The 21,726-nt window shown below is 64.7% G+C and carries 16 protein-coding genes; 9 read left to right on the top strand and 7 right to left on the bottom strand.

The window, feature by feature from the left end; all coding sequences use genetic code 11:
* Window positions 1–138: 138 nt before the first annotated feature.
* Together OIT41_RS17265 and pucL are read right to left on the bottom strand one after the other, a co-directional pair.
* Window positions 139–1,629, bottom strand: a complete 1,491-nt coding sequence (locus OIT41_RS17265) for a nucleobase:cation symporter-2 family protein (protein WP_078107589.1) — start codon at window positions 1,627–1,629, stop codon at window positions 139–141.
* A 161-nt stretch (window positions 1,630–1,790) separates the two neighbouring features.
* A complete protein-coding gene (gene pucL / locus OIT41_RS17260) occupies window positions 1,791–2,705 on the bottom strand; it encodes a factor-independent urate hydroxylase (RefSeq protein WP_264636958.1) in 915 nt (304 codons plus the stop codon).
* A gap of 414 nt (window positions 2,706–3,119) precedes the next feature.
* Between pucL and OIT41_RS17255 the strand changes: the two genes are divergently transcribed.
* Window positions 3,120–3,296, top strand: a complete 177-nt coding sequence (locus OIT41_RS17255) for a hypothetical protein (RefSeq protein ID WP_264636957.1) — start codon at window positions 3,120–3,122, stop codon at window positions 3,294–3,296.
* Window positions 3,297–3,419: 123 nt separating this feature from the next.
* Here the strand turns inward: OIT41_RS17255 and OIT41_RS17250 are convergent, their stop codons facing one another.
* Both OIT41_RS17250 and OIT41_RS17245 read right to left on the bottom strand, forming a co-directional pair.
* Window positions 3,420–4,163, bottom strand: coding sequence for a DUF2510 domain-containing protein (locus OIT41_RS17250; protein WP_264636956.1), 744 nt, complete (start codon window positions 4,161–4,163; stop codon window positions 3,420–3,422).
* Window positions 4,164–4,197: 34 nt separating this feature from the next.
* Entirely contained in the window at window positions 4,198–5,601 is a 1,404-nt protein-coding gene (locus OIT41_RS17245) for an 8-oxoguanine deaminase (RefSeq protein ID WP_241710303.1), read from the bottom strand.
* A 397-nt stretch (window positions 5,602–5,998) separates the two neighbouring features.
* On the opposite strand from OIT41_RS17245, the gene OIT41_RS17240 reads away from it, so the two are divergent.
* The 5 genes from OIT41_RS17240 to OIT41_RS17220 all read left to right on the top strand — a co-directional run bounded on the left by OIT41_RS17240 (window position 5,999) and on the right by OIT41_RS17220 (window position 13,367).
* A complete protein-coding gene (locus OIT41_RS17240; protein WP_241710304.1) occupies window positions 5,999–6,493 on the top strand; it encodes a nucleoside deaminase in 495 nt (164 codons plus the stop codon).
* A gap of 15 nt (window positions 6,494–6,508) precedes the next feature.
* Window positions 6,509–8,080, top strand: coding sequence for an NCS2 family permease (locus OIT41_RS17235; protein ID WP_264636955.1), 1,572 nt, complete (start codon window positions 6,509–6,511; stop codon window positions 8,078–8,080).
* 309 nt (window positions 8,081–8,389) lie between these two features.
* The gene (locus OIT41_RS17230; RefSeq protein ID WP_264636954.1) at window positions 8,390–9,586 is read left to right on the top strand and encodes an XdhC family protein; all 1,197 of its coding nucleotides are present in this window, start codon (window positions 8,390–8,392) and stop codon (window positions 9,584–9,586) included.
* On the top strand, window positions 9,577–10,530 hold the full coding sequence (locus OIT41_RS17225) for an FAD binding domain-containing protein (protein WP_264636953.1): 954 nt from the start codon (window positions 9,577–9,579) through the stop codon (window positions 10,528–10,530). Before OIT41_RS17230 ends, OIT41_RS17225 begins: the two co-directional genes overlap by 10 nt.
* Window positions 10,531–10,532: 2 nt before the next feature.
* On the top strand, window positions 10,533–13,367 hold the full coding sequence (locus OIT41_RS17220) for a molybdopterin-dependent oxidoreductase (protein WP_264636952.1): 2,835 nt from the start codon (window positions 10,533–10,535) through the stop codon (window positions 13,365–13,367).
* Between the two features lie 345 nt (window positions 13,368–13,712).
* Here OIT41_RS17220 and OIT41_RS17215 read toward each other — a convergent pair whose 3' ends face one another.
* Window positions 13,713–14,819: an IS110 family transposase gene (locus OIT41_RS17215; protein WP_264636951.1), complete on the bottom strand. Its 1,107-nt coding sequence runs from the start codon at window positions 14,817–14,819 to the stop codon at window positions 13,713–13,715.
* A gap of 296 nt (window positions 14,820–15,115) precedes the next feature.
* Window positions 15,116–15,745, bottom strand: coding sequence for a nicotine blue oxidoreductase (gene nboR / locus OIT41_RS17210; protein WP_264636950.1), 630 nt, complete (start codon window positions 15,743–15,745; stop codon window positions 15,116–15,118).
* 202 nt (window positions 15,746–15,947) lie between these two features.
* On the opposite strand from nboR, the gene OIT41_RS17205 reads away from it, so the two are divergent.
* Complete coding sequence (locus tag OIT41_RS17205) at window positions 15,948–16,139, top strand: YegP family protein (RefSeq protein WP_059389468.1); 192 nt, start codon at window positions 15,948–15,950, stop codon at window positions 16,137–16,139.
* Window positions 16,140–16,205: 66 nt separating this feature from the next.
* Here OIT41_RS17205 and aceE read toward each other — a convergent pair whose 3' ends face one another.
* Entirely contained in the window at window positions 16,206–18,947 is a 2,742-nt protein-coding gene (aceE, locus tag OIT41_RS17200) for a pyruvate dehydrogenase (acetyl-transferring), homodimeric type (RefSeq protein WP_264636949.1), read from the bottom strand.
* 343 nt (window positions 18,948–19,290) lie between these two features.
* Here aceE and OIT41_RS17195 point away from each other — a divergent pair, with 343 nt between their 5' ends.
* Both OIT41_RS17195 and OIT41_RS17190 read left to right on the top strand, forming a co-directional pair.
* Window positions 19,291–20,859 (top strand): NCS1 family nucleobase:cation symporter-1, encoded by a 1,569-nt coding sequence (locus OIT41_RS17195; protein ID WP_241710376.1) that lies wholly within the window; start codon window positions 19,291–19,293, stop codon window positions 20,857–20,859.
* A 99-nt stretch (window positions 20,860–20,958) separates the two neighbouring features.
* On the top strand, window positions 20,959–21,717 hold the full coding sequence (locus OIT41_RS17190; protein ID WP_241710377.1) for an aspartate/glutamate racemase family protein: 759 nt from the start codon (window positions 20,959–20,961) through the stop codon (window positions 21,715–21,717).
* The last annotated feature ends 9 nt before the right edge of the window (window positions 21,718–21,726 follow it).

The raw sequence follows: 21,726 nt of genomic DNA, 5'->3' as shown, positions 1-21,726 counted from the left end.
GAACAAGTTGCATCAACACAACTGCTCCCCGGAAATCGGAACTGAAATTCTCAGTCCAACTTCCGGGGAGCAGTTCTTCATGTGAGCGAGGGTCTCAAAAACAGTCCATATACGTGAGCGGGCGTCGGAGGAGGGCCGTCAGTGCTCGGCGGGGCTGTCCGACTTGAGCGGCACTTCCTTGCCTTCGGCGTCGATCAGTTTGCCGTTCTCGAAACGGTCGCCGTGCGCGAGGCATGCAATGTCCGCTTCGCTGACCACGCGGCCCGTTCCTGCCACGAACACGGACTGGTTGTCCGAGTTGCCGGCCTTGAGGTGGTTGAAGAGCACGTTCAGCAGGATGGCCATGAGCGCGGCCGAGCTGATGCCCGAGTGGAAGATCGTGGAGAACCACGCCGGGAACTGGTCGTAGAACTTCGGGGCCGCGATCGGGATCATGCCAAAGCCGATGGACGCCGCCACGATGATCAGGTTCATGTTGTTGCGGTACTCCACCTTGGAGAGCGTCCGGATGCCGCTGGCGGCCACGGTTCCAAAGAGTACGACGCCGGCGCCGCCCAGGACCGGCGTGGGAACCGCTGCGACAACTCGCCCGAGGACGGGCAGCAGGCCGAGGATCACCAGGATGAACCCGCCGGCGCTGACCACGAAGCGGCTCTTGATGCCGGTGATGGCTACAAGGCCGACGTTCTGGGCGAAGGCGCTCTGGGTGAAGGAATTGAAGATCGGCGAGATGGCGCTGGAGAGCATGTCCGCCCGGAGGCCGTTGCCGATACGGCGTGAATCGACTTTGGTTTCCACGATTTCCCCGACGGCGATGATGTCAGCCGAGGTTTCGGTCAAGGTGACGAGGATGACGATCAGCATCGAAACGATGGAAGCGATCTCGAAGGTGGGTGCACCGAACGCGAAAGGCGTGGGGAAAGCCACCACCGGACCTTGGCCGATCTTGGAGAAATCGGCCATGCCCGTAGCGAGGGCGATGACTGTTCCGATGACCATGGCCAGGAGGATGGACAGGCGGGAGATGGCCGCGTTGCCGATCTTGCTCAGGAGCAGGACGATGCCCATAGTGGCCGCCGCGAGGCCGATGTTCGCCACGCTTCCGTAGTTGGGTGCGGCGCTGTTGCCGCCCATGGCCCAGTTGGCCGCGACGGGCATGAGCGTCAGCCCGATGGTGGTGATGACAGTACCCGTGACTACCGGTGGGAAGAACTTGATGATCTTCGAGAAAAGGGGTGTGATCAGCAGGCCGATGAGGGAGGCCACCATGACAGAGCCGAACACCGCCTGGATCCCGCCCCCGCCGTTGACGATCGCCACCATGGTGGAGACGCCGGCGAAGGACACGCCCTGGACCAGTGGCAGTTGCGATCCGAAGAACGGGATGCCGACCGTCTGCAGGATGGTCGCGAGGCCACCCACAAACAAGCAGGCCGCGATCAGGAGGCCGATGTCCTGCGAGGACATGCCTGCGGCGGCTCCGATGATGAGCGGCGGGGCGATGATGCCGCCGTACATGGTCAAGACGTGCTGGAAGCCGTAGGCGAACGTGCTTCCGAGCGAGAGGCGCTTGTCCTCGGGTCGGGCTGGCCCGGACTCTGCGGGGCGGGATTTCTTCTTCGTGTTCATGGCAGACTCTCTTGGTTCATGGCAGACGTCTTTGTCTGGCTAACTTTGTCTGGCTAACAATGTGGTTTTGGGTATGGCTGCCCAACTGACTCGCATTTGATGTCGTTTTGAGGGTCCAAAACGACACTTACTGCGAGCCAGTTGGGCGGGTACCTGGGGGCTTAGCAGAAGCCGGCGATGCCGTTCCACGCAGCAGGGGCAGGTGTGGTGTTGTCGCGCTGGACCGTGGCTTCGATCAAGCCGTACGGGCGGTCGGCGGCAAAGAAGACCTCGTTGGGGTTGTCGAGGCCGAACGGGCTAAGGTCCACCAGGAAGTGGTGCTTGTTGGGCATGGAGAACTTGATCTCGTCCACTTCGCTATGGGCTTCGAGCACCTTCTTGCCCATGTCGAACAGGGTCTGCTGCAGAGCGTGGGAGTAGTTCTCCGTGAAGCCTTCCAGAAGCAGGGCCTTGATGTCTTCGTAGCTCTTGTTGAAGTCGGTCCCGGCGACGTCAAGGCCGGTGCTGTAGCGCCAGCGGGCCGAGACATCGGTGGCCAGGATGCGGTCCGTGGTCTCGGGCAGCGTGGTGTAGCGGTCGCGGGGGTAGCCCACGAAGCCGGACTGCGTGGTCTTGAGGACGGTCAGGTCCTTGAGGCCCGAGATGACGTGCGTTGTGTTGCCTTCCCGGACCACGACGGCGGTGCGGACTTCCTGCCCCTTGCGGACAAAGCTGTGGTCGTGTTCGGAGCCGTGTGCCTGGATGCGGTCCCAGGTGTAGGCCTCGGCTTCCCAACGGCCGCCGGTGACCCACTCGAAGCTTGAGGTGAAGTGCTCGCTCAGGCGCAGGAGGAAGGCTTCAGGGGAGCCGATGCCCTCGCGGGCAAAGGCGTAGACGGTGTTCTTCTGGGTGTCCGTGGCGACGACGTGTGCGTTGTCGCCCTGGAGGTGCGCAGCCTGGAAGTCGCCCCGCAACTGCGAGGTGACGTTGAGGTCTTCGACCTGGTGGCGGTCGGTGTCGCGGGTGACTTTGACGACGCGGACTTCTGCCTTGCCGTACTGGTTGTCGCCGAGGACGATGTTGTTGCTCATGGTCATATCCCAACTTCTATGAGGTGGAACCACTAAGGTCCACCAATGAAATTAAGCGCGTGTTTCATACGCGTTTCTGGTGGAGCCGACCCAACAAAAAAAGAGCCGGCATCCGTTGATGCCAGCTCATTACGACCCTGCCTGCTGCTCCCAGGTTACGTGACCTGCGCCACGAATTGAAGAAAGCGTAGCCCACGTTTGCCAGTGGTGTACATCACTTCCGAAGAATCGTTATCTACTTTCCGATTGTGACCGACGGCGGGTGGCGGCGATGGCGTGCCTCTTGGGCACCCCTTGACGCGGTTCCGGAATCCCCCTTACGATTTCCATATAACAAAAACTGTTTTCCAGCATGTGGAAGTTCAACTGAGAAGAGCCACATCGCCACGGAGAACTTGAGCGCATGAAACAGGAGGACAGATGGACTCGCAGGATAAGAACAACGTCGTGGACTTCCCGGCGTCCGGCCAGGAACTGTACCTGCCGTTCGGCGCCACGGATCCCGACTTCTACATTCCGGCCGATTGTGACCGTATGCCCGGGACGTTCTCCCGCTGGCTGCGCGCCCTCCCGGTATTCGGCCGCCAGCGTTCCTAGGGCTCCTGCCCCGGGGATGAAGGACTCTGCGCAACAGAGCCAAAAAAGGCGGGCGGCACGGCCCCTCAGGGGTCGTGCCGCCCGCCGTTTTGCGTCGTGCGATGGAAAATCCGTCCGGCGAAGCTACATTTGCATGGCCTTGGCGAGGGTGGAAACGATCGAGCCCGCTTTGACCGACACCAGGATCAAGCTCAGTGCAGTCAGGCCAATCAGTGCCCAAACCGGTGCGAGCCCTCGCTGCGGGGCGACCTTGTGGACGATCACTGAACGGCCTACCACGTAGACTCCGGCGCCCAGGAAGGCCCATGCCCAGTGGAAGGGGCGGACTACCCCGTCCCTTTGGAGCTTTTGCCAGTCGAGGTAGGACAAGAGAACGCTGACTCCGTAGATGAGCCAGGCTGAAATAACGAGCAGGAAATATGGAACGCTGAATGCGCTGGGATCGAGGGTCGGTACGCGGCGGGCACCGACGTACCTCACGTGGAAGACCGGGTTCCAGAGCAGCAGGATGATCAGCGTGATCACAGGCAGCAGAGTGACAAGCCAGATGAACGGATTGTAGACCGGGGTCTGTTTGCTGATTTCCGGGCGCGGCGCGGGCTGGACAGGTCCCATGTATTGCCCGGTTCCGCCGTATTGCCCGGTTCCCCCGTACTGCCCCGTTCCGCCGTATTGCCCGGACCTCGCGGCCGGGGGCCACGCCGCGCCCGCCTGAGCCGCGCCCGCCTGACCTGCGCCGGCCTGAGCCGGTGGGTTCCACGCGTTCCCGGTCCAGGCGTTGCCGTCCCACCACCGTAGTTGCCCGGAGCCCGAGGGGTCCGGGTACCAACCTGGAGGAGTCGGCGTGTTGTGCTGGGGGACGGTCATGATGTGCCTCCTGATCTACGACCTAATCGAGAGGCTACTCCGAAGCCCTGATGATTTTCTGTGCGGCGGCTGAGTGTTTGGCAATAAGTTCCGGGATGTCCAGGCCGGGAATCTGCCCGTCCACAACGCGCCATTTTCCACCCACCATCACACGGTCGGCGCGGTCCGCGGCGCAGAGCAGCAAGGCCGCGATGGGATCGTGGCTGCCGGAGAAGCGCAGCCCGTCAAGCGTGAACATGGCAAGGTCTGCCTGCATGCCGGGCGCAATCTGGCCGATGTCCGTGCGCCCCAACACTGCGGCGGACCCCCGCGTCGCCCAGCCGAGCGCCCGCTCCACCGGGACGTCCGCGCCGTAGCGCAGCCGCTGCAGGTACAGCGCTTGCCGCGCTTCGAGGACCATGTTGGAGGCATCGTTCGACGCCGAACCGTCCACTCCCAGCCCCACCGGAACCCCGGCGGCCTCAAGTTCCAGCACCCGCGCGGTGCCGGACGCGAGCCGCATGTTCGACGTCGGGCAATGCGCGACGGCGGTGCCCGCGGCACCCAGCCGGGCGATCTCGTCGTCGTCGAAATGGATGCCGTGGCCAAGCCAGGTGCGCTTTCCGAGCCACCCGACGCTCTCCAAATAGTCCACGGTGCGCAGTCCGAACATCTCGCGGCAGAAATCTTCCTCGTCGATGGTTTCCGCGAGGTGCGTGTGGAGCCGGACATCCAGCCGTTCGGCCATGGCGGCGCTCTCGGCCATGATCTCCCTGGTCACCGAGAACGGCGAGCAGGGGGCCAAGGCGATCTGGATGACCGCCCCGTCTCCGCGTTCGTGGTACTTCCCGATGAGCCGTTCGCTGTCGGCGAGGATCACCTCCGGACGCTGGACGGTGGACCGCGGCGGCAGTCCGCCGTCGTCCTCGCCCAGCGTCATGGACCCGCGGGTGAGGGTGGCGCGCATCCCGAGTCCGCGTACGACGCCGACCTCGACGTCGATTGCGTCCTCGAGTCCCGCGGGGAAGAGGTAGTGGTGGTCGGCTGCCGTGGTGCAGCCGGACAGCAGGAGTTCGGCGAGCGCGACTTTCACGGCAAGTTCGAGGCTGTCCGGCGTCAACCGCGCCCACACGGGATACAGGTTCTGCAGCCAGGGGAACAGGGGAGCGTTGGCCACCGGGCCCCAGGCCCTCGTGAGGGTTTGGTAGAAGTGGTGGTGCGTGTTGATGAGCCCGGGCAGCAGGACGTGGCTGCCGGCGTCGAACGTTTCATGGCACGGCGCGGATGGACTCTTGCCTGCGGGGACGAGCTCGGCGATTTTCCCATCGCTGACCACGATGCCGCCGCGGGCGTCGAGGCCGTTGGCGGTGAACACTGCGAGGGGATTCTTGATCCAGAGCCGGGAAGAGGCCGGGTCTGTTGCGGGAGTGGTTGGCTGGAAAACGGATGTCGGGGACACGGGGATCCTTGTCTGGTCGGCGTAGTTGCGTTCCAGCTCAGTGGTTCCTGTCTGCTGATCCAGGTTCCGGAGGTCAATCCTGCCGGTGGCACCCAGCGTAGGTGGCTCCCCGAAGTGCGTCAATGTGACCGGCGCCCAAGCCCGGCGCTCGCCCAGCCACCTGCCCGCCACCAAGCTGGAATTTCACATGTTGAAACTTTTTTTCCAGAAACTATGGCGCGGCTCACAACTCCGGTGCTAATCTCAATTTGCCAAAGGCGGGCACCCGGACTCCGGGAAGCTATCTACCAGGCGAAACCTTCAAAAGCACATGCTGAAGCCTGGTAATCGCAGCACTGGTCTGTCATGTTCAGATGCCCCCTGGTTACAGGCTTCCTCAGCACTAAGGAAGTCGCACATGAGTACTACCGTCACGGCCGAACATTTCTTGGCCACTTCCATTGAGCTGGCAACAGCCAATGTCCTCAACAGCGGCGGGCCGTTCGGCGCCGTCATTGTCACTGCGGATGGCCGCGCCTTCGAAGGCGTCAACAGGGTCACCGCTACCAACGACCCCACGGCGCACGCCGAGGTCACGGCGATCCGCAACGCCTGCCGCGAGCTCGGCACCTTCGATCTCAGCGGAGCCACTCTCTACACGAGCTGCGAGCCGTGCCCCATGTGCCTGGCCTCGGCTCTTTGGGCCCGCATCGGCAATGTGGTTTTCGCAGCGGACCGGCACGACGCCGCGTCCGTCGGCTTCGACGACGCCGTCTTCTACGAATACTTCGAGAACGACGACCGGAATACCCTCATGCCGGTCGCCAAACTGGAACTGGGCGACCCCCAGGCGCCGGCCATCCTGGAACCGTTCAACACCTGGAACACGCTTGACTCCAGGATTGACTACTAGGGCCGGTGGCTGAAAATGACAATCCTGGACCCCGCAGAAATGCGAACGGCAACTGAAAAGCAGGCTGCGCCTTCCGGCGCAGGGCAGACAGAGGCACGCGAAAAGCACACGGCAACCGGACTGGCACGGCGGGGCAGCAGCCCCAAGCCCCCGGCGTCGAACTCCTTCCTGGATCGTTTCTTCCAGATCACCAAGCGTGGCTCCACGCTGGCCCGCGAATTCCGCGGCGGCATCGTCACGTTCTTCACGATGGCCTACATCGTTATCCTCAACCCACTGATCCTGGGGGGATTCTCCGCCCAGAACGCACCCACGGACGTGGCCGGCGGATGGTTGTCCGCGGCGCAGGTCGGGGCAGTCACCGGCCTGACCGCCGGCGTCATGACGGTCCTCTTCGGCCTGATCGCGAACCTGCCGTTCGGGCTCGCCGCGGGCCTGGGAATCAACTCGTTCCTCGCCGTAGCCGTCATCCACGAAGTAACCTGGCCGGAAGCCATGGGCCTGGTGGTCATCAACGGCATCCTGATTGTCCTGTTCGGTGTCACAGGTGCCCGGACCGCGATCTTCAAGGCTGTGCCCAAGGAACTCAAGGCCGCCATCACAGTTGGCATCGGCCTGTTCATCGCCTTCATCGGCTTCGTCGATTCCGGCTTCGTCCGCCCCACGAAAGGCGGGCCGCCGGTCCAGCTCGGCACCGATGGTTCCATCACCTCAATACCAACCCTTGTTTTCATTGTCGGTCTGCTGGTCATGGGAATCCTCGTGGCCCGCAAGATCCAAGGCGGCCTCCTGATCGGAATCGTCGCCACCACGGTCCTCGCCGTCGTCGTCGAGGCCGTCATGCACATCGGGCCTGGCAGCGCCGCCAATCCCGGTGGCTGGCACCTCAACACCCCGATACTGTCCGGCCAGTTGGTTTCCGCCCCGGACTTCAGCCTGGTGGGCCACTTCGACCTCTTCGGTTCGTTCTCGAGGATCGGCGGCCTGGCGGCCACGATGCTGGTGTTCACCCTGGTGTTCACCAACTTCTTCGACGCCATGGGCACCATGACCGGCCTCGCCAAGAGCGCCGGGGTGGCCTACAAGGACGGGACGTTCCCCAAGCTCAAGTCGGCCTTCATCGTCGAAGGCCTGGGCGCGGTAGCCGGCGGCGCGACGTCGGGCTCGTCCAACACCGTGTACATCGACTCCGCGGCCGGCATTGGCGAAGGAGCCCGTACCGGCCTGGCGTCGGTAGTCACCGGGCTGCTGTTCCTGGGCTCGATGTTCCTGACCCCGCTCACCAGCGTGGTTCCGCTCGAGGTCGCAGCCGCGGCGTTGGTAGTCGTGGGTGCCATGATGATGGCGCAGATCCGCGAGATCAAGTTCTCCAAGTTCTCCGTGGCCCTGCCCGCCTTCCTCACCATCGTCACCATGCCGCTGACGTACTCCATCGCCAACGGCATCGGCGTCGGATTCATCTCCTGGGCCGTGATCCATTCGGCAGCAGGGAAGGGCAAGAAAGTCCATCCGCTCATGTGGGTAGTGACCGTGGGCTTCTTGATCTACTTCGCCCGCGGCCCGATCAGCACGCTCATGGGAGGGTAGCCGGCCAGGAGGGTAGCCGGCCATTGAGACGGCGGTCCGGCCGCAAGTCACCGCAATGAATAGGCGTCCGCCGATCGTCACGAACCGCATAATGCGGACCACGACGACGGCGGGCGGCGGCGAGATGCGGCCGCTCCGCCAAGGACCGGGGCGGAAAATGAGAGGCCCGCCCCGGTCCTCTTCACGCAACGGGGTGCCTGTTTACCCGAAGCTCTCCTGTACCGACGCAAGGAATGAGAATATGAGGCAAGATCGCACACTGCCCCGGGCGGGTTTCCGGTCCGGGACCTCGGTTATGGAGGTGTTGCCATGCTGGATTTGATGCCCTCGCTGGGCACCTGGCGGCCCGCTGTATCCGGGCAGCGGTGCGCCGTTGCCACCATCGTGGCCGCGGGAGGCTCCGTGCCCCGGCCCCTCGGCACATCAATGCTGGTTTCCGAACACGGCGACGTGCTTGGCAGCCTCTCCGGAGGCTGCGTGGAAGGGGCCGTGGTGGAGGCCGCCCTTCAAGCAATGCACGACGGCGGCAGCCGCCTCGAGTGGTTCGGCTACAGTGCCGAGGACGCGTTCGCCGTCGGGCTCACCTGCGGTGGCGAGTTGGAAGTCCACATCCAGCCAATCCAATCAACCAGCGCCGCCGGGCTTGACCTGGCACTCCTGAACAGCGCCGGTGGCTCTTCCCTGGCACTCATCCGCAGGCTCGACGCGGCGGGAGGCGCCGTCGTCGTTCCTGATCCGGCGGGTTTTTCCGCCGCAGGTTCACGGGAACTTTCGGCCCTTCTCGGCGGGGATGACGCCGTGATCCGCGCGGCCGCGGTCCAGCTCGAACCACTCCTGCATGGAGGCCGCGCGGGCTTGGTGCGGCTCGCTCCGGCCGAGGGCTGCGCGGGCTCAGCGGTGGAAGCCGAACCCCTTACCCTCTTCGTGGAAAGCCGCTTGCCCGCAGCCCGGATGTTGATCTTTGGCGCCAACGACTTCGGCGCGGCCTTGCTCCCCGCCGGGAAACTCCTGGGTTACGACGTCACTTTGTGCGATGCGCGGCCTGCCTTTTCGAGCCAGGGCCGATTCCTTGCCGCCGACCGCCTGGTCACCGACTGGCCGCACCGCTACCTTGCCGCGGAAGCGGCCGCGGGCCGGATCGATTCCCGCACGGTCGTGTGCGTGTTGACCCACGATCCCAAGTTCGACATTCCGCTGCTGGAAACCGCCCTGGATTTGGATCTCGCCTATGTGGGAGCCATGGGTTCGAGGCGCAGCCACCGCCAGCGGATCGACGGACTGCTGGACTGCGGCGTCCCGGCCGGGGCCCTCGAACGCCTCCATTCGCCGATCGGACTGGATCTGGGCGCGGTCACTCCCGCCGAAGTGGCCGTTTCCATTACCGCCGAAATCCTCGCATCCCGCGCTCCGCACCCGGCCTCCGCCCGGGGTTCGCTCAAAGACGGAACGGGACCGATCCATCAGACCAACACCCTCGAACAAAGCAAGGTGACCCCATGGACATGAACACCATCGAGTCCGTGGTTGCCACCACGGATCCAGGCCAGTGGCGCGACGGCGATGCCTGGCTTGCCGGCGGCACCGTCCTGTTTTCCTACGGCAGCCCGGTGGGCAGCGAACAACCCCTCAAACGGCTGCTCGATCTGGGGCAAGCAGGCTGGCCCGCCGTCACCGTGAGCGACGCCGGCATTGAGCTGGCCGCCACCTGCACCATCGCCGAGCTCTACGCTGTGCCCGTGTCCGACGCCGTGGCCGGCCGGAACTGGCCGGGACTGGATCTTTTCCGGCCTTGCTGCGACTCTTTCGTTGCGTCCTTCAAGGTGTGGAACATGTCCACCGTTGGCGGCAACGTGTGCACTTCGCTCCCGGCCGGGCCGATGATTTCGCTGTGCGCCGGCCTGGATGCCAAGGCCACCATCCTCGGACGCCACGGCAGCAGCCGAACTGTTCCGGTGGCCGAGTTCGTCACCGGGGACGGGAAAAACTGCCTGGCACCCGGCGAGCTCCTGCGCAGCATCCACCTGCCGGCGTCGGCCTTGGCGGGGAGGGTGGCCTTCCGCCGACTCTCGCTGAGCAACCTCGGGCGATCCGGGGTGCTGCTGATCGGAAGGCTCGACGCCGACGGCGGCCTGGTCCTCAGCGTCACCGCCGCGACCAAACGGCCCGTGCCACTGCGGTTCGCCGCAGCGGAGTTGCCCGACGCCGAGCGGCTGGCCGCCGCCGTAGGGCATTCAATCCCTGCGGAGCTGTACCACGACGACATCCACGGGCTCCCGGAATGGCGCCACGACATGACCCTTCGCCTGGCCGAGGAGATCCGCTCCGAGTTGCTCGATCCGGTTCCAGACGGACCGCCCACCGTATCGGGCGATTTCTGGCCGCCGCATGCCACGTCGCCGCAACCGTCCACGCAACCTGAATTCAGCACCGAGCAGCAGAAGGAGGCCTGAGCATGGCAATCGAGATCAACGGAACAGCCGCCGAGGCCGCACCCCGCCCGGGCCAGTGCCTTCGGACGTTCCTCCGCGAACAGGGCAACTTCGGCGTCAAGAAAGGGTGCGACGGCGGCGACTGCGGCGCGTGCACCGTCCACGTGGACGGTAAACCCGTGCACAGTTGCATCTACCCGGCCGTCCACGCCGAAGGGCACTCGGTCACCACCATCGAGGGGCTTTCCAGCGAGGGCGAGCTGCACCCGGTCCAGGAACAGTTCCTGGAAAACCAGGGCTTCCAGTGCGGCTTCTGCACGGCCGGCATGATGATGACCGCCGCCACCTTCGACGAGGAACAGAAGGCGAACCTCCCGCGAAACCTCAAGGGAAACCTGTGCCGCTGCACAGGCTACCGCGCGATCGCGGACGCGGTCTGCGGCAGTCACGCGCCCGACGGCGGCGTGGCGCGCTCCGGCGCGCCAGCCGGTTCCGGCGCAGTCGCCAAGGGCTCCGGGCAGCTCGGCGACAACGTACCCGCCCCGGCGGGGCACGCCGTCGTCACCGGCACCGCCCGCTACACCCTCGACATCCCGGCAGAACAGCTCCCGGGTCTGCTGCACCTCAAACTGCTGCGCTCGCCGCACGCGCATGCCCGGATCGTTTCCATTGACACGACGGCGGCCCTCCAGCTACCCGGCGTCGTTGCGGTCTTCACGCATGAGGACGCGCCGGACCGGTTGTTCTCGACGGCCCAGCACGAGCTTTACACCGATGATCCCGACGACACCCGCGTCCTCGACGACATCGTGCGCTTCATCGGCCAGCGGGTTGCCGCCGTCGTCGCCGAATCGGTGGGCGCAGCCGAAGCCGGGGCCCGGGCCATCAAAGTGGAGTACGAACTCCTCGACGCTGTGTTCTCGCCACAGGAGGCGTTGCTGCCCGGTGCGCCCGCGATCCATGGGGAGAAGGATGGGGAAACGGCCCGGATTTCCCGCCCGCAGAACAACGTCGTGGCGGAGGTCCACTCCGAGCTGGGGAACGTCGAAGCCGGATTCGCAGCCGCCGACTTCATCCACGAGAACACGTACCAGACCCAGCGGGTGCAGCACGTCGCCATGGAAACGCACTGCTCCATCGCATGGGTGGAGCCCTCAGAGAACCCAGGGGAGGACCGGCTCATGGTGCGTTCCTCCAGCCAGGTCCCGTTCCTGGTCCGGCGCACTCTTGCCCGCGTGTTCGATCTTCCCGAAGACCGCATCCGCGTGGTGGCCGGCCGCGTGGGCGGCGGGTTCGGCGGCAAGCAGGAAGTGCTCACCGAGGACCTCGTGGCCATGGCGGCGCTCAAGCTGCGCCGGCCCGTCCAAGTGGAGTTCACCCGGACCGAACAGTTCACCGCCACCACCACTCGCCACCCCTTCACCATCAAGGTCAAGGCTGGGGCGGCCCGGGACGGCCACTTGACCGCGATGCAGGTGGACGTGGTCACCAACACCGGTGCGTACGGAAACCACGCGCCCGGAGTGATGTTCCACGGTTGCGGCGAGTCCTTGGCCGTCTACAACTGCGACAACAAGAAGGTGGATGCCCAGGCCGTGTACACCAACACGGTCCCGGCCGGTGCCTTCCGTGGTTACGGGTTGAGCCAGATGATCTTCGCGATTGAGTCCGCCATGGATGAACTCGCCGTGGGAATCGGCATGGACCCCTTGGACTTCCGGCTCAAGAACATGGTCCGGCCTGGGGACCACATGCTGTCCACGCACCCGGAACCGGAGGAGGACGTCTTCTACGGGAGTTACGGACTGGACCAGTGCGTGGCTCTGGTGCGGGATGCCCTCGAGCGGGGCGAGAAACGCTACCGGGATGCCGGCCTCGACAACTTCGGCCCGGGGTGGGTCACGGGCGTCGGTTCCGCGCTGTCCATGATCGACACCGTTCCGCCTCGAGGGCACTTCGCCCACACGCGCCTCACGCTCCTGCCGGACGGGACGTTCGACGCCGCCGTCGGGACCGCCGAGTTCGGCAACGGCACCACCACGGTCCACGCTCAACTGGCGGCAACCGCCCTGTCCACGACGGCGTCGAACGTGGCTGTTCGCCAGTCCGATACGGACCTCGTGGAGCACGATACCGGTGCGTTCGGCTCCGCAGGAACCGTGGTGGCCGGGCAAGCGACCTTGCTCGCGGCGCAGGAGCTCGCGCTCCGGATCCGGGCAGTGGCGGCCGAGGTTGCCGGTGTGCCGGAGTCGGACTGCGTGCTCGAGGACGGCGCCGTGCGCTGCGGTTCGCGGGTGGTTCCCTTCATCGAGGTGTACGACGCCGCGCGGCAGCAGGGCGTTGAAGCCGCAGCCGAAGGGCGTTGGGGAGGGACCCCGCGTTCGGTCGCGTTCAACGTCCACGGATTCCGCGTTGCCGTGAATACAGGAACGGGGGAGCTGAGGATCCTGCAGAGCGTCCAGGCCGCCGATGCCGGAGTCGTGGTCAATCCACGGCAATGCCGCGGCCAGGTGGAAGGCGGAATCGCCCAGGCGCTGGGTGTCGCGCTGTATGAGGAAGTCCGCGTGAACGACGCAGGCAAGGTCACTACCGACATCCTGCGGCAGTACCACATCCCTTCCTTCGCGGACGTGCCGCGCAGCGAGGTGTACTTCGCGAAAACGAATGACCAGATGGGGCCGCTCGGCGCGAAGTCGATGAGCGAGAGCCCGTTCAACCCCGTGGCGCCTGCGCTGGCCAACGCCATCCGGAACGCTACCGGGGTGAGGTTCGCGGCGCTCCCCATCGCCCGGGACAAGATCTACCTGGCGCTGAAGGACGCCGACGCCTCCACCCCCACCCAACTGACTCGCATTTGATGTCGTTTTGGGGCCTCATAACGGCATCTACTGCGAGTCAGTTGGGGAGCTGATATGTGGGTCTGGTTGTCAAGAGGCATGGATGAGCGGCTCCTGGTTGTTGGTTCCTGGGGCCGCTCATCGCGTGCCGGCTGGTCGTCGTGAAGGTGTTGGCGGGTCTTTCTCGACTGCAGTGTCAGGCTGATATTCGCGGGTTGTTTACCGCATGACGATGTGTTCGGCTGGAGCGTATCGGTGTCTAGTATCGAGCGTCGACGCATTCGGTCTCGTCTGCTCATAGCTCACTCGCGGGTTAGCTCCGGATGCTGCCATCGCACGTCCACCACGCCGGGGGCACGTCCGGGGTCAGGCCGCGTTCATGCGTTCTCCTTGCTGGAGCGGGGCGGCCAGCGACCAGCACCAGCCGGCGAGTTCACGGGCGATCGCGGTGTTGGCCTTGACCGACAGTTTGTGCCGTTCATCGAAGTGTTCCCACTTGCGATGCAGCCGGTGGTTTCCTTCCATGGCGCGGATCCGGGTTGCCGGGGCGACGACATCGAACTGGCGCAACAGCCGTTCCCCGGGCCGGACGTAGGGGCGCCGGTGCTGCCACGCGGCTTCGATGAGGAGTTTGCGGGCGTAGGTGTTCCCGGCCTTGGTGATCGGGCCCTGGTGCCGGGACTGGCCGGAGGAGTCTTCACTGGGCACCAGCCCGAGGTAGGAGCCGATCGTGGAACCGGTGAAGCGCGTCCAGTCCCCGATTTCCACGGCCAGCCCGAACGCGGTGGTCATCTGGATGCCGCGCAGGCACATCAGCGCGTCGATCACCGGGGCGTAACGGCACGCCGCGGCCGTGGCGGCGATGTGCTTGTCGATCCGTGCCATATGCACGGCGAGCAGTTCGGCCTGCTCGAGATCAGCTTCGTAGGTGAACTGCAGCGCCGGTTCCTCAAAGCTCTGGCGGTGCAACCACCGGGTGTGTTCCTTCGTCCAGCGGGTGTCCTTGGGGTAGCGGATGCCGTGGCGCAGCAGGATGGCGTTCACGTGCTGGCGGGCGTGGGCGAGGTCCTTGGCCGTGCCCGAGCGTAGCCGGGACAGGTCCCGCAGGGCCTCTTCGTCCGGGTCCGGGATCCGCACCTCGGTGACCGAGCCGACCGCGAGCATCTCGGCCAGCACCCGGGCGTCGCGCCGGTCGGTTTTCACCCGGTCCCCGGGAGCGCGCAGCAGCTTCGAGGACGCCGCGACCACGCAGTTGATGCCCGCGGCGCGCAGGTAACGGGCCAGGACGAACCCGGTGGGTCCTGATTCGTAGACGGCCGTGACGTCCGGGGCGAACCGGCGGATCCACTCCAGCACGATGGCCGGGTCAGCGGGCATCGTGTGGGCGCTGACTTCACCAGTGGCCGGGTTCAGCGCATGTCCCACCACGTTGACCGCGTGAACATCCAGACCAATGAAAGTATGCTCAAACATAGCCGGGACCTCCCAAACCTCACATGTGGCACTACCATTGCACCCCCGAGGAGCCGTCAGGCCAAGGGAACCTCCAATGGCAACCCACGGCCCTGTGAAACAGAAGGCCCCGGCCCCACCATCCCTCTCGGCCGTTCCCCTCCCGTCCGGGATAAAGGACATCACCGCCGGGGATTCAGGCCCCACAGCGCCGCCCTCCTCGCGGGATCCAACGGATCACACCAGCCGGCGCTGCGGGACCGCCCCGGCGAAAATGGCCGAACCGGACGGGAAGGACCTGCAACCCCTCATATCGTCTAGTCGCCGAGGAGGTGCAGCTTGTCCTTCGTGTCCACGTCGGCTCCGTCGGTCAGATCGCTGCAGTCGACGACCTCCACCAGCCCGGGGTGCGCCTTGAGGAAACGACGTGCCCCGGCGTCGCCGACGGCGGACTCGGCGACCTCGGCGCGGAGGTCGGCGTCGATGATCAAGGGGTGGCCGCGCCTTAGCTTTGTCGTGTGGCCGCCCTCGAAGGGGGCTTCGGCGTATCCCGCTGCCGTCACCCGGCCAGCCTGGTGGGCTGCCAGGAGCCTGGCGACGACGGCGGGAGTCACCCCGGGTTGGTCCACCAGGGCCACCATGACGTTGTGGCCATGTGTCGCCGCCGCAACACCGGTACGGAACGAGCTGGCCATGCCGGAAGCCCACTCCGGGTTGTCCACCACGAGATACCCTCCCAGGTCCGCCGCGCGGCGGACATCGCCGGCTCCAGCACCGAGCACCACGACTACCTCGCTGCATCCGCCGTCAAGCAACGTCTTGGCGAGTACCTCCACCAAGGTCCGGCCGCGGTAAGGCAGCAGTGCCTTCGGGCCGAGGCCCAGGCGAGTCCCTGCACCGCCGGCCAACAGCACACCGACGGTATGCGCGGGGCTGGAATCGTTCATGGGGTTCACCTTATCCATGTGCCTTCGCGAGGTCTCTAGGCTCACCTTGCTTTCCGATATAGGTCTACCGAAAAAGGTTGAATATTACCCGTGGGTAGGCCTTCTGGCAGGCTTCCGTGGCCGATATTCTCTTATGGACTTCACGAGAGTCAGTGGTCATCGAAGGGGATGCAATGACGCATCCGCGGTGGAAAGAGGTTTTATGTCTGGCATTTTCGAAATTTTGGCAGCTGGGGAGCAATCATTCCGTTTCCGGTTGAAGGCCGATGATGGAACGGTAGTGGCGGTGTCGCCCAAGTTCCCGGATATCGCGGCCCTTGTGGCCGGCATCAATGCGGTCAGGGAGAATGCGGCCACAGGATTCGTGGTGGATCGGCGCTCGCTCGGAGCGTAGAAATAAATCGGCGGTAGTGCTCAAGGAGCACTACCGCCGATTCCTTTTTGCAGAGACCTGCCGGGCTTAGTTGTCGCCTCCCGAACCGCCGGTGGTGCCGGCAGTCACGTCGAGGAGCTTGTACCGGTCAATGGCGTACGACGGCGCACTCGGGTCAACCTCGCCCCTCGCCGCGAGGAGTTGGAGGGTTTTCACGACGATGGAGTGGGTGTCGTTTTTGAAGAAGCGTCGTGCGGCTTGGCGGGTGTCGGAGAATCCGAAGCCGTCGGCGCCGAGGGAGGCGAATTCGTTGGGGATGAATTGGCGGATCTGGTCCGGGACGGCCTTCATGTAGTCGGTGACGGCGATGACCGGTCCGGTGGCGCCTGCGAGTTGCTGGGCGACGAACGGGGTGCGGGGTTCTTCGCCGGGGTTCAGGAAGGCGTGTTCTTCGGCGGCGAGTCCGTCGCGTCGGAGTTCGTTCCAGGAGGTCACGGACCAGACGTCGGCGGAGACGCCCCAGTCCTGGGCGAGGACTTTCTGGGCTTCCAGGGCCCAGGGGACCGAGACGCCGGAGGCCAGGATTTGGCTCTTGGGTCCTTCAGCGCTCGACGCCGATAGCCGGTAGATGCCTTTGAGGAGGCCTTCGGTGTCGAGGTTCTCGGGTTCGTTCGGCTGGGTGATGGGCTCGTTGTACACGGTGAGGTAGTACATCACGTTCCGGTCGGCGGAGTTCTCTCCGTACATGCGTTCGAGGCCGTCGCGGATGATGTGTCCGATTTCGTAGCCGTAGGCGGGGTCGTAGGTGAGGACGGCGGGGTTGGTGGAGGCCAGGATGGGGGAGTGTCCGTCGGCGTGTTGGAGTCCTTCGCCGGTGAGGGTGGTCCGTCCTGCGGTGGCGCCGATGATGAAGCCGCGGGTCATTTGGTCCGCGGCGGCCCAGAAGGCGTCGCCGGTGCGTTGGAAGCCGAACATGGAGTAGAACACGTAGATCGGCACGAGGGGTTCGCCGTGGGTGGCGTAGGCGGTGCCCGCGGCGGTGAAGGCCGCGACGGCGCCGGCTTCGTTGATGCCGGGGTGGATGAGCTGGCCCATGGGGGATTCCTTGTAGGCCAGGACGAGGTCCCGGTCCACGGAGAGGTAGTTCTGGCCCTTGGGGTTGTAGATCTTCGCGGTCGGGAAGAACGCGTCCATTCCGAAGGTCCGCGACTCGTCCGGGACGATGGGGACAATCCGGTGCCCGAACTTCTTGTCGCGGAGCAGGTCTTTGAGCAAACGGACGAAGGCCATGGTGGTGGCGGCCTGCTGTTTGCCGGTACCGCGCTTGGCGACGTCAAAGGTCTTGGCGTCGGGCAGCTCGATGGCCGCATGGTTGGAACGCCGTTCCGGGACCGAACCTCCGAGCACGGCTCGGCGCTCGAGGAGATAGGCGATCTCGGGTGCGTCCATGCCCGGGTGGTAATACGGCGGACGGTAAGGATCCTCTTCCAAGCGGTCATCCGAAATCGGAATCCTGAGGTAGTCCCTGAATTCCTTCAGATCGGCAAGGGTGAGTTTCTTCATTTGGTGGGTCGCGTTGCGGCCCTCGAAGTGGGGTCCGAGTCCGTAGCCCTTGACGGTCTTGGCCAGGATCACGGTGGGTTTGCCCTTGAACTCGACCGCGGCCTTGTACGCGGCGTAGACCTTGCGGTAGTCGTGGCCGCCGCGTTTGAGGTTCCAGATCTGGTTGTCGTCCAGGTCCGCGACCATGTCCTTGGTCGCCGGGGTTTTCCCGAAGAAGTGTTCCCGGACGAACCCGCCGGATTCGGCCTTGTAGGTCTGGTAGTCCCCGTCGACGGTTTCGTTCATGATCTTCACCAGGGACCCGTCGGTGTCTTTGGCCAGGAGGTCGTCCCATTCCCGGCCCCAGACGACCTTGATGACGTTCCAGCCCGCGCCGCGGAAGAACGCTTCCAGTTCCTGCATGATCTTCCCGTTGCCCCTCACCGGCCCGTCCAGGCGCTGGAGGTTGCAGTTGATCACGAAGTTCAGGTTGTCCAGGTTCTCGTTCGCGGCGAGCTGGAGCAGGCCGCGGGACTCGGGCTCGTCCATTTCCCCGTCGCCCAGGAACGCCCAGACCTGCTGATCGGAGGTGTCCTTGAGGCCGCGGTCGTGCAGGTAGCGGTTGGACTGGGCCTGGTAGATCGCGTTCATCGGGCCGATGCCCATCGACACGGTGGGGAATTCCCAGAACGAGGGCATCAGGCGCGGGTGCGGGTAGGAGGAGAGCGCGTGGCCCTGCTTGGACTTTTCCTGCCGGAACCCGTCCAGGTCCTCCTCCGAGAGCCGGCCTTCCATGAACGCCCTGGCGTACATGCCCGGGGACGCGTGTCCCTGGAAGAAGACCTGGTCCCCGCCGGAGGGGTGGTCCTTGCCGCGGAAGAAGTGGTTGAAGCCGACCTCGTACAAGGTCGCGGCCCCGGCATAGGTGGAGATGTGCCCGCCCACCCCGATGTCGGCCCGCTGCGCCCGGTGCACCATCACGGCCGCGTTCCAGCGCATGTACGCCCGGTACCGGCGCTCGAACTCCTCGTTGCCCGGGAATTCCGCTTCCTGGTCCGCCGGGATCGTGTTCACGTAATCGGTGGTGGTCACCATCGGCACCCCCACCGACTGGGACCCCGCCCGCTGAAGCAGGCTACGCATGATGAACTGCGCCCGCTCCGTGCCCTGCTCCCTGATCAACGCATCCAAAGACTCAACCCACTCGGCAGTCTCTTCCGGATCACGATCAGGCAGCTGGGAAGTCAACCCGCTAAGGATGTGTGAGGTCTCTTCTCCTGCAGCCACGTCCAACCTCTCTTCATTGAATGTCTGGGCGCTTGCACTGTGGTGCGCGCTGAAACGTGCATAGAAATTTCGTATTGTGAGAATAAAATTCTGTAATTCGAGATTAGCCATGCGTTCGCCAAGCGTCAATCCAGCGCCGCGGAGACTAGTGCCCACGCGGCTCCATGGCCCCCATGCCGCCATTTGTGACCGCCTCGGGAGCGGAGCCCTTGACCAAAGGTGACCTAGCTCATACAGTTATTTCACTATTCAATAACTAGATTCCACGATGCGAAAAGCTTCAACTCCTCTCACGGCGTCTCGGAACCCTAGTTGCAGCACCACAAAGAAGTGGAGATCCACGATGCAATCGACTCCCCCAGTCGGCGTCACAACGGCTCCGGAGCAGACCATCCTGCCAGGCAGTTCGGTCCATCCGTCCGTAGGAAATGAAACCCTCTGCGATGTAGCGTCCGTCGCAGCAGGCCGCGCCATCAGCCCCAGCCTCTATAACCTCGACCTCGCCCCCACCAAGAAGGAGGGCAGGCGCTGGACCAGCTACAGCATCTTCACCCTCTGGGCCAACGACGTTCACAGCCTTGGCAACTACGCTTTCGCGATCGGCCTCTTTTCGCTTGGCCTGGGCGGGTGGCAAATCCTCGTGGCCCTTGGCATCGGCGCGGTCTTGCTGTTCACCCTCTTGACCTTCTCCGGATTCATGGGCCAGAAGACCGGCGTCCCCTTCCCTGTGATGAGCCGGATCAGCTTCGGCATCCGGGGCGCCCAGCTGGCCAGCCTCGTCCGTGGCGCGGTGGCCATCGCGTGGTTCGGGATCCAGACCTACCTTGCCTCCGTGGTGCTCCGCGTCATGCTTGTCGCGATGTTCCCCGGCCTCAAGGACATGGACGCCAACTCGATCCTTGGGCTGTCCACGCTTGGCTGGATCGCCTTCGTCTCGCTCTGGATTGTCCAGCTGGTCATCGTCAGCTTCGGCATGGAAATGATCCGCAAGTACGAGGCCTTCGCCGGGCCCATCATTCTCGCCACCATGCTGGCCATTGCCATCTGGGTCTTCGTGGAGGCCGGGGGGGCCATCCAGTGGTCCGGCATCAAGGGCCTTGAAGGCGGCGAGATGTGGCGCACGATCTTTGCCGGCGGCGCCCTCTGGGTCTCCATCTACGGCACGTTCGTCCTGAACTTCTGCGACTTCACCCGGTCCTCGGTGTCCAAGAAGTCGATCGTCCGCGGCAACTTCTGGGGCATCCCCATCAACATGCTCCTCTTCGGCGCAATCGTGGTCATCATGGCCGGTGGCCAGTACAAGATCAACGGCAAGATCATTGAAAGCCCCTCGGACATCGTGCAGAGCATCCCCAACACGCTCTTCCTCGTCCTGGCCTGCCTTGCGTTGCTGATCCTGACCATCGCAGTGAACCTCATGGCGAACTTCGTTGCGCCTGTGTACGCGCTCACCAATCTCTTCCCCAAGCACCTGAACTTCCGCAAGGCAGCCTGGGTGAGCGGTACCATCGGCCTGATCATCCTGCCGTGGAACCTTTACAACAATCCCTTGGTGATCGTGTACTTCCTGGGTGGACTCGGCGCGCTGCTCGGCCCGCTGTTCGGCGTCGTCATGGCCGACTACTGGCTGGTGCGTCGCGGCAAGGTCAACATTCTTGACCTTTACACGGACCATCCGTCGGGCACGTACTTCTACAAGCGCGGCGTCAACCCCCGGGCGATCGCCGCAATGGTTCCGGCCGCCGTCGTCGCCGTCCTGATCGCGTTCGTTCCCGCACTCGAGGCCGTGGCACCGTTCGCCTGGTTCTTCGGCGCTGGCATCGCAGCGCTGTGCTACTACGCCTTCGCGGACAAGAAGCAGCAGCACACCGACGTCTCCGGCGAGCCGATCGCCGTCGTCAGCAACCACTAATACTCACCTGACTCGCAGTTGTTGTCGTTTTCGCCCGTCAAAACGACAACAACTGCGAGTCAGTTGGGCTAACCGGGCAACCCAATCCAGGAGGAACACATGCGCATCCTCGTCGCAAACGTCAACACCACCCAATCCATGACCGACTCCATCGCAGCCCAGGCGCGGAGCGTCGCGGCTCCCGGCACCGAGATCATCGGCATCACCCCGCGGTTCGGCGCCGATTCCTGCGAAGGGAACTTTGAAAGCTACCTCGCCGCCATCGCCGTGATGGACCGCGTGGTCAACTACCCCGAACCGTTCGACGCCGTCATCCAGGCCGGCTATGGCGAGCACGGCCGCGAGGGACTCCAGGAGCTCCTCGACGTTCCGGTGGTCGACATCACCGAGGCTGCGGCCAGCACCGCGATGTTCCTCGGCCACAAATACTCCGTGGTCACCACCCTGGACCGCGCGGTCCCGCTCATCGAAGACCGCCTCAAGCTCGCCGGGCTGGATGACCGCTGTGCCTCCGTCCGCGCGAGCGGCATGGCAGTGCTGGAACTCGAGGAATACCCGGACCGCGCAGTCGAAGCCATCGTGGAACAAGCTGAACGAGCCGTGCGTGACGACAAAGCGGAGGTCATCGTCCTCGGCTGCGGCGGGATGGCAGGACTCGACGAACAGATCCGCCAACGCTGCGGCGTTCCGGTGGTGGATGGCGTCGCAGCCGCGGTGACCATCGCCGAGTCGCTCGTCCGCCTGGGACTGTCCACGTCCAAGGTCCGGACCTACGCCACCCCGCGCCCCAAGACCGTCATAGGCTGGCCCCTGACCACCACGGACACGACGACGGCGGATGCTCCCGCCGCGCGCTAAGCCCGACAA

Origin of the sequence: Arthrobacter sp. YA7-1, from assembly GCF_025960325.1 — a bacterium.
Taxonomy (GTDB): Bacteria; Actinomycetota; Actinomycetes; order Actinomycetales; family Micrococcaceae; genus Arthrobacter; species Arthrobacter bambusae_A.
The sequence above is the reverse complement of the archived record's forward strand: the minus strand, read 5'-3'. Positions and strand labels throughout refer to the sequence as shown.

Coding starts and splice junctions, on each gene's coding strand:
- OIT41_RS17265 (WP_078107589.1), bottom strand. CDS start 1,629: ATGAACACGAAGAAGAAATCCCGCCCCGCAGAGTCCGGGCCAGCCCGA.
- pucL (WP_264636958.1), bottom strand. CDS start 2,705: ATGACCATGAGCAACAACATCGTCCTCGGCGACAACCAGTACGGCAAG.
- OIT41_RS17255 (WP_264636957.1), top strand. CDS start 3,120: ATGGACTCGCAGGATAAGAACAACGTCGTGGACTTCCCGGCGTCCGGC.
- OIT41_RS17250 (WP_264636956.1), bottom strand. CDS start 4,163: ATGACCGTCCCCCAGCACAACACGCCGACTCCTCCAGGTTGGTACCCG.
- OIT41_RS17240 (WP_241710304.1), top strand. CDS start 5,999: ATGAGTACTACCGTCACGGCCGAACATTTCTTGGCCACTTCCATTGAG.
- OIT41_RS17235 (WP_264636955.1), top strand. CDS start 6,509: ATGACAATCCTGGACCCCGCAGAAATGCGAACGGCAACTGAAAAGCAG.
- OIT41_RS17230 (WP_264636954.1), top strand. CDS start 8,390: ATGCTGGATTTGATGCCCTCGCTGGGCACCTGGCGGCCCGCTGTATCC.
- OIT41_RS17225 (WP_264636953.1), top strand. CDS start 9,577: ATGGACATGAACACCATCGAGTCCGTGGTTGCCACCACGGATCCAGGC.
- OIT41_RS17220 (WP_264636952.1), top strand. CDS start 10,533: ATGGCAATCGAGATCAACGGAACAGCCGCCGAGGCCGCACCCCGCCCG.
- OIT41_RS17215 (WP_264636951.1), bottom strand. CDS start 14,819: ATGTTTGAGCATACTTTCATTGGTCTGGATGTTCACGCGGTCAACGTG.
- nboR (WP_264636950.1), bottom strand. CDS start 15,745: ATGAACGATTCCAGCCCCGCGCATACCGTCGGTGTGCTGTTGGCCGGC.
- OIT41_RS17205 (WP_059389468.1), top strand. CDS start 15,948: ATGTCTGGCATTTTCGAAATTTTGGCAGCTGGGGAGCAATCATTCCGT.
- OIT41_RS17195 (WP_241710376.1), top strand. CDS start 19,291: ATGCAATCGACTCCCCCAGTCGGCGTCACAACGGCTCCGGAGCAGACC.
- OIT41_RS17190 (WP_241710377.1), top strand. CDS start 20,959: ATGCGCATCCTCGTCGCAAACGTCAACACCACCCAATCCATGACCGAC.